The sequence below is a fragment of the Leucobacter chromiireducens genome, assembly GCF_003917135.1.
Taxonomy (GTDB): Bacteria; Actinomycetota; Actinomycetes; order Actinomycetales; family Microbacteriaceae; genus Leucobacter; species Leucobacter chromiireducens_A.
Genome location: NZ_RPDI01000001.1, coordinates 160777 through 173187, shown reverse-complemented (window position 1 = coordinate 173187; position 12411 = coordinate 160777). Strand labels below are relative to the sequence as shown.

Annotated in this window: 9 protein-coding genes and 3 tRNA genes; 3 read left to right on the top strand and 9 right to left on the bottom strand. The window is 69.0% G+C overall.

Features of this window, described 5'->3' with window-relative positions; genetic code table 11:
* Positions 1-8 precede the first annotated feature (8 nt).
* On the bottom strand, positions 9-2687 hold the full coding sequence (locus EGM46_RS00735) for a MucBP domain-containing protein (RefSeq protein WP_164512766.1): 2679 nt from the start codon (positions 2685-2687) through the stop codon (positions 9-11).
* A gap of 229 nt (positions 2688-2916) precedes the next feature.
* On the opposite strand from EGM46_RS00735, the gene EGM46_RS00730 reads away from it, so the two are divergent.
* Positions 2917-3195, top strand: coding sequence for a hypothetical protein (locus tag EGM46_RS00730; RefSeq protein ID WP_125098248.1), 279 nt, complete (start codon positions 2917-2919; stop codon positions 3193-3195).
* 528 nt (positions 3196-3723) lie between these two features.
* On the opposite strand, the gene EGM46_RS00725 is transcribed toward EGM46_RS00730, so the two are convergent.
* The 3 genes from EGM46_RS00725 to EGM46_RS00715 form a co-directional block, all read right to left on the bottom strand.
* The gene (locus tag EGM46_RS00725; RefSeq protein ID WP_164512765.1) at positions 3724-6144 is read right to left on the bottom strand and encodes a helix-turn-helix transcriptional regulator; all 2421 of its coding nucleotides are present in this window, start codon (positions 6142-6144) and stop codon (positions 3724-3726) included.
* A gap of 368 nt (positions 6145-6512) precedes the next feature.
* Positions 6513-6586: transfer RNA gene (locus EGM46_RS00720), tRNA-Met, on the bottom strand.
* Positions 6587-6621: 35 nt separating this feature from the next.
* Positions 6622-6693, bottom strand: a tRNA-Thr gene (locus EGM46_RS00715).
* Positions 6694-6816: 123 nt separating this feature from the next.
* Here EGM46_RS00715 and EGM46_RS00710 point away from each other — a divergent pair.
* Entirely contained in the window at positions 6817-7290 is a 474-nt protein-coding gene (locus EGM46_RS00710; protein WP_241156102.1) for a hypothetical protein, read from the top strand.
* A 176-nt stretch (positions 7291-7466) separates the two neighbouring features.
* On the opposite strand, the gene EGM46_RS00705 is transcribed toward EGM46_RS00710, so the two are convergent.
* The 3 genes from EGM46_RS00705 to serS form a co-directional block, all read right to left on the bottom strand.
* Positions 7467-7557, bottom strand: a tRNA-Ser gene (locus EGM46_RS00705).
* Between the two features lie 46 nt (positions 7558-7603).
* Positions 7604-8482: an HAD family hydrolase gene (locus EGM46_RS00700; protein ID WP_125098246.1), complete on the bottom strand. Its 879-nt coding sequence runs from the start codon at positions 8480-8482 to the stop codon at positions 7604-7606.
* A 3-nt stretch (positions 8483-8485) separates the two neighbouring features.
* On the bottom strand, positions 8486-9757 hold the full coding sequence (gene serS, locus EGM46_RS00695; RefSeq protein WP_125098245.1) for a serine--tRNA ligase: 1272 nt from the start codon (positions 9755-9757) through the stop codon (positions 8486-8488).
* Positions 9758-9815: 58 nt separating this feature from the next.
* On the opposite strand from serS, the gene EGM46_RS00690 reads away from it, so the two are divergent.
* A complete protein-coding gene (locus tag EGM46_RS00690; RefSeq protein ID WP_125098244.1) occupies positions 9816-10814 on the top strand; it encodes a diacylglycerol/lipid kinase family protein in 999 nt (332 codons plus the stop codon).
* 29 nt (positions 10815-10843) lie between these two features.
* On the opposite strand, the gene EGM46_RS00685 is transcribed toward EGM46_RS00690, so the two are convergent.
* Together EGM46_RS00685 and EGM46_RS00680 are read right to left on the bottom strand one after the other, a co-directional pair.
* Entirely contained in the window at positions 10844-11980 is a 1137-nt protein-coding gene (locus EGM46_RS00685; protein WP_125098243.1) for a hypothetical protein, read from the bottom strand.
* Positions 11977-12354, bottom strand: a complete 378-nt coding sequence (locus tag EGM46_RS00680; RefSeq protein WP_125098242.1) for a PadR family transcriptional regulator — start codon at positions 12352-12354, stop codon at positions 11977-11979. The genes EGM46_RS00685 and EGM46_RS00680 overlap by 4 nt, the downstream gene beginning before the upstream one ends.
* Positions 12355-12411: the final 57 nt, after the last annotated feature.

The window sequence follows — 12411 nt, the reverse complement described above, 5'->3', positions numbered from 1 at the left end:
CGGGGCGCTCACTCGTCGTCCAGCCAGCCGCCAACGTCGCCGCCGTCGGTCGCCCGGCGCCGCCCGTACAGGAGCACTCCGCCCGCGATGATGAGCGCGGCCCCCGCGGCCCCGATCATCGGCCAGCCGAGCCCGAAGCCGGTCTCGGCAAGCGGGTCGCTCGGCTTCGGCGCCACCGGAGGCTGCGGATCCTTCGGATCGACCGGCGGCTTCGGATCCCCGCCGCCCAGCGCACGGTAGGTATACGTGATCACGGTTGGATCCTTCGCGACCGTGCCGGTGGGTGCCCCGTCGACGCGGACGAACTCGTAGCCGTCGAAGGGGAGCTGCTTCGTGGCATACGCGCTCCCCACGGGACCCGACTGCACGATCGGGCTGCGGAGCTCGGCTCCGGCCTCGGTGACGTACTTCGCCACGACGGTGCCCGTCTCGACCGGCGGCAGCTCCTTCGCGCGGTAGTGGTAGGTGACCGTCTGGGCGTCCGGCCCGTACTCGCCATTCGCTGCGCCATCGACGCGCACGAAGTCGTAGCCTTCGAACGCCTTCTGCTCGGTCTCGTAGGTGCTGCCCAGCGTCCCCGTGAGCGTCGTGTCGGGCTCGAGCGGGTCGCCGTTCTCGTCGACGTAGCGCACGGTCACCGTGCCCTGCGTGGCCGGCGCGTCCTCCCACTGCGCGAAGAGCCGGAGACTGCCCGCGGGGATCGTGACCCCGCCGTCGGTGTACGCGTCGCCGCTGCCGCCCGGTTCCGTGTTCCAGCCGGCGAACACCTTCCCGGCCGGCGCGGTGCTCGGCGCGCCCTCGAGGGCGACCTCCGTCCCCACCGGGCCGAGCTGCCAGATCCTCGTCACGTCATCGCGCTGCACGATGCGCTGCTGCCACTCCGCCGGATCGAACGCCGCCTCGGCCGCATCAGCCCAGTCGCCGCCGTTCGGATCGAAGCGCACGTATGCCTGCTGCACCGCACCCGCGTCCTGGTCGACGGCGAATCCACGCTGATCTGCGGAGATCCCCGGAGCCGCCGCACCGACGTTGTCCGCGATCCCGATCAGGTATCCCTCGTCCGACGGCCGGATGAGGAAGGTGCCTGGCGTCTGCGCGAAGCCGCCGGCCGGGTCGCCGGCGACGATGGTGCTGCCGTTCGCGGCGAGAGCCGGCGTGTCCGTGCCGAGGATCGCCTCGCGGTTGATCACGCTGAGGTCGATCGCGGTACCATTGTCGACCCCGATGTTCGTGGCGCCAACGGCGTCAACCGCGAGTCGGTCGTCGCCGTCGTCCGCAGGGTTCTGCGCCCGGTCTGGGAAGTCGAGTTCGCGGTCCTCCTGCGTGAGCACGGGCAGCCCGAGCTGTGCGTCCTCCTCGGGCCCCGGCCCCTCCGTGCCGGCCGGAGCTTCGATGCCGGCTCGCGCCGACACTTGCCGGTACGCACTACTCGAGGCTGAGTTTCCGCTCGAGTCGAGGGTGTCGTTCCCAACGAACAGGTTATTCGCCAACGTGAGCGGCTGCGTCGGCAAGTATGCAGTGTCACCCGTCGCCGAGACCGCCCCGCCACGCTGAAACCCGAACGTATTGCCCTTCTCGGCGTAGTTGTTCACGAAGGTGTTGTGGAGGAGCGTCACCGGAGTGCCGAATGCCTCGATCGCGCCGCCGCCACTCGTGTCGTCGAAGTTGGTTTGGAGCCCCTGCGCCCGGTTTCCAAAGAAGGTGCTGTTCTCCACGCGAGCCGCAGACCCGTTGCCGGATTGCAGGAGCAGCGCACCACCCTCGTCCCCGGCTATGTTGTTCGTGAAAGTACTGCCAGAGATGAGTGTCTGCCCGGTCTGTGCACCCGTAATGGGTCGCTCGTTCACCGCAATGGCGCCGCCGTCGTTCAGTGTGTTGTTGTTTGCGGCGATGGGGACGCGGTTCCCCTCGAATACGCTGTCGCGAATGGTCAACGTACCGTCCATCTGGTGGAATGCGATCGCACCGCCTCGTGTGGTCGACAGGTTCTCCGAGAACACCGATCGGTCGACGGTGAGCTGGGTCTTCCCTGTCAGGCGAAGCGCACCCCCCGCGTACCCCGAGGCGGTGCCCCAGTTCTTGTGGAACGTGGACGACGTGATCGTGGCGACCACGCCGCCCGGCATTCCGATCGCGGCACCCGATCCGGCACGGTTGCCGAGGAAGCTGCTGGTCTCGACGGTGAGCTCGCCCACCCCGCCGAGCGCGAGTGCGTTCGACCCATCGACCCCGGCGAATGTCGTGTTCGTGACGCGCACCTCGCCGACGTTCGAGATGCCGAGCCCGCCACCGCGCACGCCGCCAGGATCGCCCGCAGGTTCGGCCTCGTTCGGGCCCTGGAAGGTCAGGCCATCCACCGTCACGGTGGTGCCGCTCGCGCCGGTGAGGTTGAAATGCCGCCCGGTAGCACCGTCGGCCATCGTGACCGTCGTCCCTGCACCCGTGAGAGTCAGCTGCACGTTGGCGGGAATTGCCGCGGTGAGCGTGGTCGCCACCGGGGCGAAGTCGGGCGCAAGGGTGACCGTCGACGGCCCAGCGCCGAGCGCCTCGACGACGGTCTGCAGTTCGAGCGCTGAGTGGACCGTCGCATCTGCGGCGAGCGCCGCTGGTGCGACGACGAACGAACCGGCCACGACGATCGCGCCAATCCCCCCGGCGAGCCCTGATCTCCATGTCGCGTGCGCCATCGCCACCCCATTCCGTGTCACGGACCCCCCGTTGACACTGGCCCGAGACCCCGTCTCGCGCCGATACCGCCCCGCAGGAGCGGGCGATAATTGTGCATTCATAGCCAACTCTCGCCTGTCCCATATGTGCCCGTCAAGTGTTTTCTCCGATCACCCTTGACAGAGCACGGCGCTCGAACTTAACTGTGTGGAACCCAGTGATGAACAGCTGACCGTGGTGGGAGGGTGCGTGGTTGACGAGGACTCGGCGTCGCGCACCAGGGCGTTGCTGCAGCACACCGCGGATCTCCTGATCTCGGCGTACCGCGACCGCTGCCGCACCGTCGAGGACCGGGGCCGTTGCGGCGTGAGCGGAGCGGCCTGCGCCGCGTGCAGCGCGATTGCCGAGGTGCAGGACATGATGCGCTTCGTCGCGAGTTCAGCCCTTGAGGCGACCGCGCTCTGCGCACACTTCGAGCGCGAGCTCCGGGAGCTTCGGGCCGAGTGCCCGCCACGCACGGCGGCCTGAGATTTTGGGCGTGCGGGGCCTCCCGGTTTCGCGACGGAACCCGAGGAGACCCAGCCTGGCACCGAGGATTATGCAGAACGCGCCGGGGGAAACTTGGGGATCACGGCGCGGCTTCGATGTCAGGCCTTGCACTGGGAAGCTAACGCTGAATTGGTGCGAGTGTCAACCCGCTTGCGGCGCGCCACGCAGGACGGGAGGAATGACGCCGCTGTGGCCGACCGAGGGGATGGGGGATGGGGGTATCGGTCGACCACAGCGATGCGCTAGCTTCATCAACTCCGTCGTTGCGAAGAATCCACCAGCTTTGAGAAGCACACAGAGACATGACCGCGGCCTTGCCCCTCCCTTTTCCGCACGAGACCCGGGAGCCGGTTCTGTGTTGTGCGTTGTCTACCTCTCAGGAACAACAGTATGTGGACGACACCGCAATTTTCGGGGCCTGAGTAGCGGTTTTTGCCGAGTGGAGTGCGCCGGCGAGTGTGGTGAGTGCTGCACGAGCCGCCAAGGACCCTGGTGGACCCGCCCACCCTAGCGCAACTCATCCCCCTCGTGCGTCGCCCAGCTGTGCACCGCTTCCACCACCTCCTGTCGCGTCGACGCACGCAGCTTCCGCATCAACCGGTGCACATGGTTCTCCACCGTCCGGATGCTCAGCACCAGTTCTTCCTGGATCTGCCGATTCGTCATCCCACCGGCAATCAGCCGCGCGACCTCTTCCTCGCGCGGGGTGAGCTTCGCTTCAGCGACCACCACTTGCAGGAGGTCAAGGCCACCGTTCTCGAGCGACGCGCTGAAGACGTCGCGCTCCTGCGCGACGCGCGCAGCCAAGCGCGAGTCTCCCTGGACATCGGGCGACTGCGTGAGCTCCCGGTACGCCTGCATCACAAACCCGGTTTGCCCGGTCGACTTGAGCGCCGGGAGCACGGCGAGCACTCCCAGAACGTCGCCACGAGCACGGGCGCGCAGATACGTCAGCTGCGCGTCGAAGAGCGGGCTCCCCATGCCCTCACACCATCGCTCCACCAAGATCGCGCGCGGCTCGTCGTAACGATAGGTCAGCGAGAGAAGCGCGCTCTGCACCGCGGCGAGATACCCTCCGCGACGGTACATGTCTACGGCGTCCTCCCAGCTCGTCCGAGCGGCGCGACCCGGTTCGCCGGCCACCGCGGCGAGTTTCGCGTCTGCCCACGCCAGTGACACCCCCACGGCGCCGGTCCCACTCAAGTGCGTCTCCTTCAGGTCGGCGACGAGCGCACGCACCTCGTCCACGCTCCCATTGACGCTCATTACTCCGAGCACCCGAGCCCGCAAATACCCAAGCTGCGGGAACAGGGGCGGCTCGCCGAGTACGGTCACCACCTCGTTCAAACGCGCAACGCTCACGCTCTGCCCGCGGATCACGATCTGCATGCTGAGGACAGACAGATATGAGAGCATGCTTCGCGCATCGAGATCGTCCTTGGCATGCTCGAAACCAGCGAGCGCGATCCGCATGGCACGCTCGTGCTTCCCACGCAAAAGCGCGGTGAGTGCTTCGAGGAGCCCAACGGGCGCCGAGGCCTGTTCAGAACTCCGACCAGACAAGGCAGCCAGGGCACGCTCCGCCTGCGCCAGCTTGCCGCGCGCTAAGTGCACGCAGGCGAGCGACCGCTGCACTTCGATCTGCACAGCAAGCGGCGCGTCCCCGAAGCCAAGGAGCTGTTCCTCGACATCGACCGGGATCGCGTCGAGTTCGACACACATGCGCACCCGCGCGGCAACCAGAATACCTGCGTAGGCACCGGTGTCTGTGTGGTCCGCGAGCACGGCGAGACCACGCGCGAGGTCTCTGCGTCCGTAGGCGTACATGCGCGCTTCCCAGACGCGTAGCCACGCGCGCTGCTCGGGAGTCGCCGCAAGCGCGGCAACCGACTCGATCAGCGTGAGGATTCGGCCCGGCTCCTCCCCCTGGTCCACGAGCACTTCGACCAGCTGCAACCCGGTCTCGGCGTCGTGCGTCTCCTCCCACTCGATGGTGTGTGTTCGCAGCACGGCGGCCCGGTGCTCGGCGACGCGGCGCAGCAGCAGTGGTCCGACGCGGCCGAGGCGAATTTCGCGCTGCGGTGTCTCAGCGCTTTCGAGCGGTCGAGAGGTCACCTCCTCGATCTGTGAGCCGATGCGCGTTTGCCGAATCGGCCGCTTCCGATGGCGCAGCATCTCCCCCAGGATCGGTGGCGTCACGGTCACCCAGTGATTCGTGCCGGAGGGCTCAGCCGCAATCAGGCCGTCCTCCTCGAGCCGTTCGAGCGCCGGCTCACCTACGAGGTCAACGGCTTCGGTCGCTGCGACGAGTCCTGCGAGCGCGAGCGTTTCAAGAGCCTCCGCATCGGCGACGTCGGTGCGCGGCGCATAACCGCGCACCATGGGGGCAAGCCGCGGGCTCCAGAGCTCGCGCACCGCGGACCACTCGCCGTCCACGAGTTTCATCGCGCCCTCGATGGTCGCGATCTCCGTGATCGCGATCGCAAGCTTCACGAGACCACCGGACTTCGCGTATACGCGGCTGAGCGTAGTTGCGTCGAGTGGCGATCCGTTTACTCCGTGCAGCACCGCTCCGATCTCCTCAAGCGAGAGGAGCGGCAGTTGCACGCTCGCCGCGCGCGGCGAACGCTCGAGCATCATGGTCTCACTGCTCGTCAGCATCACGATTTGCAGCGGTGCCGAAACGCGGTAGTGCGTAATCGCCGCCTGGAGCAGCGGGGGGAGCGCCTGCGGGCCGTCAACCACGAGGGTCAGCAGGCGTCCGCCGAACGCACGGTCCATGTGCGCGGCGAGCTCGATCGGCCCGGACACTCCGGACGCCGGGATCGCCCGCCCTTGTTCAACGAGCGCAGCGAGCAGCGCGCTCGGCAGCGGTCGTTCGTCTCCGACATCGGGCAGGAGCAGCGACGCTTGCCCGGACTCTCTCACTTCGGTGTGGAGCTCTCGGAGAAACCGAGTGCCCCCGTTGCCGCGCGGCGACAACAGTTCAACATCGTAACCGGCGTGCAAATAGCGACGCAGCAATTGCACCATGTGCGGGCGCGGTTGATAGGACACCTTGCGCAACACGACCTCCAGGTCCGGATCCCCCCGAGCCCCGTGGATTCGGCCGCAGGACGTACCTGCTCTGCCACTTCAAGTCTACGCGCGACGATTCCACTACTCAGTTGGGACACACGCACCGGGGCAGAGCCACGTTCTGCGCGCAGGGGAGCCTCGCTCGCACCCAGTTCGCGCCCGCGCCAGATGAAACAACAAAACCCCCGGGGAAACCGGGGGCTTTGCGTGACTCTCTGTAGCTGAGGCGGGGCTCGATCCCGCGACCTCACGATTATGAGTCGTGCGCTCTAACCAGCTGAGCTACTCAGCCAAACTGGCCCGCACGAAGGCGAGCCAGAGAGTCAGAGCCCCGACCCAGGATTGAACTGGGGACCCCTTCCTTACCATGGAAGTGCTCTACCACTGAGCTATCGGGGCGTGTCCACCTCGCGGCGACAACCGTTTGAGAATAACACCTTTCGCATCCGGATGTGAAATCTGCTTGGCTAGTACGTGCGCGCCGGGCATGTCGGCGCACCAACACAACAGAAAGAGGAGCGCGTGAACAGCCGCGTCGTTGCCATCGTCGGAATCATCCTGGCACTGTGGATGTCGCTCGGGCGGTGGATGTTTGGCATTGGCGGCACACTGTCGTGGTGGTACGTGCCCGCGATCGGACTCACCTTCGCCGCCCTGCAGCTGTGGCTCGCGCGCCGCATCAGCATCACCCGCGAGCGCGGCAAGCAGACGAGCCGCAGCACGATCGTCTCGCTTATCCTCGCGTGGCTGTGCGCGCTCGGCTTCGGCCTCACCGTGCCCGACCTCGCGGACGGCACGCTCGAGTCGATCCTCAGCCTCGCCTCGGGCTCCGCGTTCTCGGCGGAAATGTCGATCGCGCTCTGCAATCCGCTCGGGATCATTGCGTTCGCGCTCGCGATCGCCGCCCTCGGCTTCGCCTACGCTGACGCGCGGGATCCGAAGCCCGAGGAGGACGAACTCGACGAGGGCGGCATGGTGCCGCACCCACTCGGCTAGCCACCCCACCCCCAGCGATTCGGCGTATCCAAGCCCGTTTCCCTGCTTCGGGCTTGGATACGCCGAATCGCTGGGCGTGGCGGTCGGGCGGGCCGGCAGGTGGGCAGATGGGCGTGCGGGCAAGCGGGCGGACACCGCGCACCAAAAAGCCCCTCACCTGGGTGAGGGGCTTTTCCTGGCGGAGGGTAGGGGATTTGAACCCCTGAGACGGGGTTACCGCCTGCTTGTTTTCAAGACAAGTTCCTTCGGCCGCTCGGACAACCCTCCACCGATGAGCCTAGCAAACAGTGCGCACCCGCAGCGACGGCTGGCCTCAGCCGAGGCTGGGGAAACGCTCGCGCAGCGCGGTCAGCAGGCCGTTCTCCTCGATCGTGCCGGTGACGCGCGAGGCCACCTTCTGCACCTCGGGAACCGCCTGCCCCATCGCCACCCCGTCACCGCGGCGCGCGGCCCACGCGAGCATGTCGATGTCGTTGCGGCCGTCGCCCGCGGCGAAGACGCGCGACGCGTCGATCCCGAGCCGCTCGCGCACCACCTCGAGCGCGCTCGCCTTCGTCACCCCATCGGGCGCGATGTCGAGCCACGACGTGGTGCCGACCGCGTACGAGACGTGCGTGAGCCCCAGCGTGCGCACCGCGCCGACGAACTCCTCCAGCCGGTGATCCGGGGACACGACGACCACGCGCGAGGCCTGCACGCCGAGGAGCTCCTCGAACGCCACCTGGCGCTGCTCCGAGGGCAGCGTGCCCGTGGGGATCTGCTCCGTGTACAGGAAGCCGCCGTCGGCGAGCTCCACGGCGAAGCGCGCGGTGACGAGCTGCGTGCGGATCTTCTGCAGCGCCTCGCTCGGGTCGAACGCCTCGACCATTTCCCGGCGGTAGGCGCGCGGCGCGAGCGCGTCGCGCTTCAGCGTGACCGCGCCGTTCGCCGCGACCACCCACTGGGGGCGGATACCGAGGCGCTCAACGATGGGCAGCGTCGCGTCAACCGAGCGGCCGGTCGCGATGACCACCTCGTGCCCCGCGGCGTTCAGCGCGCGAATGGCAGCGGCGAGATCCGGATCGATGCGCCCGCCGGCCGGGTCGTCGCCAGCGCCCTCGCCGAAGCCGTGGCTCAGCACGGTCCCGTCCAGGTCGAGCGCGATGAGGTGCCGCTCAGTGTCGGTCACGGCCTGCAGCGAGAGCGCGGTCATCGACTATCCCTCGCCGATCGGCGTCAGCACCTCGAGGCCGCCCAGGTAGGGGCGCAGCGCCTCGGGCACCGTCACGCTGCCGTCGGCGCGCTGGTGCGTTTCGAGGATCGCGACGAGCCAGCGCGTGGTGGCCAGCGTGCCGTTCAGCGTGGCGACCGGGCTGGTCTTGCCGCTCTCGGTGCGGAAACGCGTGGCGAGGCGGCGCGACTGGTACGTCGTGCAGTTCGAGGTCGAGGTGAGCTCGCGGTACGCATCCTGCGTAGGCACCCACGCCTCGATGTCGAACTTGCGCGCGGCGCTCGAGCCGAGATCCCCCGCGGCGACGTCGATCACGCGGTAGTGGAGGCCGAGCGACTGGAGCATCTCCTCCTGCCAGCCGACCAGGCGGTCGTGCTCGGCCTCGGCGTCTGCCGGGTCCGCGTACACGAACATCTCGAGTTTGTTGAACTGATGCACGCGCAGGATGCCGCGGGTGTCCTTGCCGTGCGAGCCGGCCTCGCGGCGGTAGCAGGTGGACCAGCCGGCGTAGCGCATGGCGCCGGCGCCGAGGTCGATGATCTCGTCGGCGTGGTACCCGGCGAGTGCCACCTCGCTCGTCCCCGTGAGGAAGAGGTCGTCGGCTGGCAGGTGGTACACCTCGTCGGCGTGCTCGCCGAGGAAACCGGTGCCGCGCATCACCTCTGGCTTCACGAGCGTCGGCGTGATGAGCGGGGTGAAGCCGTGGGCCAGCGCGCGATCCAGCGCGAGGTTCATGAGCGCGAGCTCGAGCCGCGCGCCCACCCCGCGCAGGAAGTAGAACCGTGCGCCAGAGACCTTCGCGCCGCGCTCCATGTCGATGGCGCCGAGCAGCTCGCCGAGCTCCAGGTGGTCGCGCGCGGGGAAGTCGAACTCGGGCTTCTCGCCCACCGTCCGCAGCGTGACGAAGTTCTCCTCGCCGCCGGCCGGCACACCATCGATCACGAGGTTCTCGATGCGCATCGAGACCGCGGCGAACTCCGCCTCAGCGGCCTTCGCCCGAGCGTCAGCGGCCTTCACCGCTGCCGCAAGCTCCTGCGCGCGCGCGATGAGCGCCGGCTTGTCCTCCTTGGAGGCGGCCTTCACCTGCTTGCCGAACTCGTTCTGCTCGGCGCGGAGCGACTCGAACTCGGTGAGCGCTGCGCGGCGAGACGCGTCAGCTGCGAGCGCTTCGTCGACCACCGCCTCGCTGTTTCCACGCGCGCGCTGCGAACGCTTGACGGCCTCAGGATCGGTGCGGAGGAGTACTGGATCGATCACATCGCCCAGCTTACCCGTGCGGAGCTGGGCGCTGGCGGCCTGGCACTACGCTTGAGCCATGATCGCACCCCCGGAGCGGCATCAGCCGAGCGCGGCAGTCGTGTACCACCCGCTGAAGACGGACCTCGCGGCGCTGCGCTCAGCGGTGATGATGCAGGAGCGGCGGCACGGCTGGGCGCCGACGCAGTGGCACGAGACCGAGGCGCACGACGCTGGCGTTGGCGCTGCGCGCCGAGCGCTCGAGCGCGGCGCGAGCGTGGTGCTCGCGAGCGGGGGTGACGGCACGATCCGCGCGGTGTCGGAGGTGCTGCGCGGCTCGGGGATCCCGCTCGTGATCATCCCGCAGGGCACCGGCAACCTGCTGGCGCGCAACCTGGGGGTGCCACTCACGCGCATCGACGAGGCCGTGCGCGCCGCGTTCACGGGCCGCAACCGCGCGGTGGACGTCGGGATCCTGACGATCACGCGCGAGGACGAGAGCGCGGACGAGCACCTGTTCCTCGTGCTCGCCGGCATGGGCCTCGACGCGCGTGCCATCTCGGCGACGCGCGCCACACTGAAGAAGCGGCTCGGCTGGCTGGCGTACGTCGACGCCGGGGTGCGCACCATGCTGCGCGATGGACCCCTCCAGATCCACTACTCGATCGACAACTCCCCGCTCAAGCCGCTGTCGGTGTACACCGTGATGATCGGCAACTGCGGACTCATGCCGGGCGGGGTACTTCTCATCCCCGAGGCGAAGCTCGACGATGGGCTGCTCGACATCGTCGCGCTGCGGCCGCTCGGGGCGTTCTCCTGGTTGCGCATCTGGAACAAGATCGGGTGGGAGAACGGGGTGCTCAGGAAGTCGAAGGCCGGGCGCAAGATCATCGATCTCACGAACGACACGAAGTCGGTGAACTACTCGCAGGTGCGCAGCTATGCGCTGTCCGTGTCGCAGCCCGAGCCGGTGCAGCTCGACGGCGACGACTTCGGGTACGCACTCGCGGTGAGCGGCGTGGTCGATCCCGGTGCGCTCCTGGTGCGCGTGCTCCCGGAGTGGAAGGCGCAGGCGTAGCGCCAGCCACCCCGGGAAACTGCGCGGGATCAGTCCGCGGTCTCGGGCTTCGCGGTGTTCGAGGTCTCGGGCTTCGCGGTGTCCGAGGTCTCGGGCGTCGCGGCCTCCGCATCGCAGTTGCCGAGCCCGGTGACGCGCTCGTATGGCAGCGTCGGCGCGTCGCCCGGTGCGCTCGCGTCCAGTGGCATCGCGGCGACCTCGCGCGCCTCGCGGAGCGGGAACACGTTCCACTCGTCTGGCATCGCGGTGACCGCGTTGCGGCGGTACTCGAGGTACTCGCCGGTCTCGGGGTCGTAGCCCGAGGTGGGCATCCAGCCGCTCTCCGCTGGGCTCCCCGAGCCGGTGTGGAGCGGCGTGCCGTCCTGCGTGAAGAGCTGGACGCCGTCGAGCGGCTGCCCGGCGCAGTCGTAGGCGAAGATGTTGAAGATCTCAGCGCCGTCGGTGGTGAGCCCGAAGCTCTGCTGATACTCGGGCGCTTCGGCGGCCCCGCCGCTGGCCCCGCGCAGCACATCGATCGCCGTCGGCGTGAGGACCACGATCGCGAACACCGCGACCGCGCTCGCGAGGCGGCGCAGCCACACGCCCCAGCCGGCGGGCGCCCACCGCCCGCGCCCCCACTGGACGCTGACGATCACGGCGGCGACGGCGAGCCCCGCCCACAGCAGCGAGCGGATCGGGATGCCGGCGAAGAGGCACACGACGGCGGCGAGCGCCGCGCCGCGCGCGAGCCACCACAGGGGGCGGAGTGCACCCGCGAAGTCGCGCACGGCGACACGGGCCGGGGTGGCCTCCCACCAGGCCTGCCAGCCGGCGCTCCACGCCGCCGAGCGCTCGGCGAGGCTGGGCCGCTGCCCGGCCTGGCCGCTGCGCTGCGGGAGCCCGGCGGCCTGCCGGAGCTCAGCGGCGTACTTCACGGGGTCGCCGAGCGCGGGATCCTCGCCGAGCCGGTCGGTGAGGTCTGCGGCGAGGCCGTCGGTGAGCTCATCGACCTCGTCCTGGCCGAGATCGGCGAGCTGCGAGCGCACCGCTGCGACGAAGGTGCGCGCGCGGGCCTCGCGGCTGCCTGCGGTGCCCGGCTCGGCGGCTGGCACGGTGCCGGGCAGCGGAGTCGTGGCGTTCCAGTCCTCGGGCGCGTGGCCCTCTGGGGTGCGCGATGCGGTGGTCATGCGCTGGCTCCTTCCTGCGCGGCGGGCGTCGCCCCTGCAGCCGCTGTGGCGTGTGAATCCGGTGAGATGAGGCGGGTCAGCGTCCCGGCGAAGCGGTCCCACCCGGCGCGCTGCTCGGCGAGCAGCTCGTGCCCTGCCGGGGTGATGCTGTAGTACTTGCGGTGCGGGCCCCCCTCGGAGGGGACCACATAGGTGGACAGCGCGCCGGCCGCGTAGAGCCTGCGCAGCGTGCCGTACACGGAGGCGTCGCCGACCTCGGCGAGGCCAGCCTCACGCAGGCGGCGCACCACGTCGTAGCCGTAGCCGTCCTCGCGCTGCACGACGGCGAGCACCGCGGCGTCGAGCACGCCCTTCAGGAGCTGAGTCGCATCCATCCGTTTCCTTTCCTGGACCGCGCACGGGAGCAGCGTGCGGCACGGCCGCGATCCCGA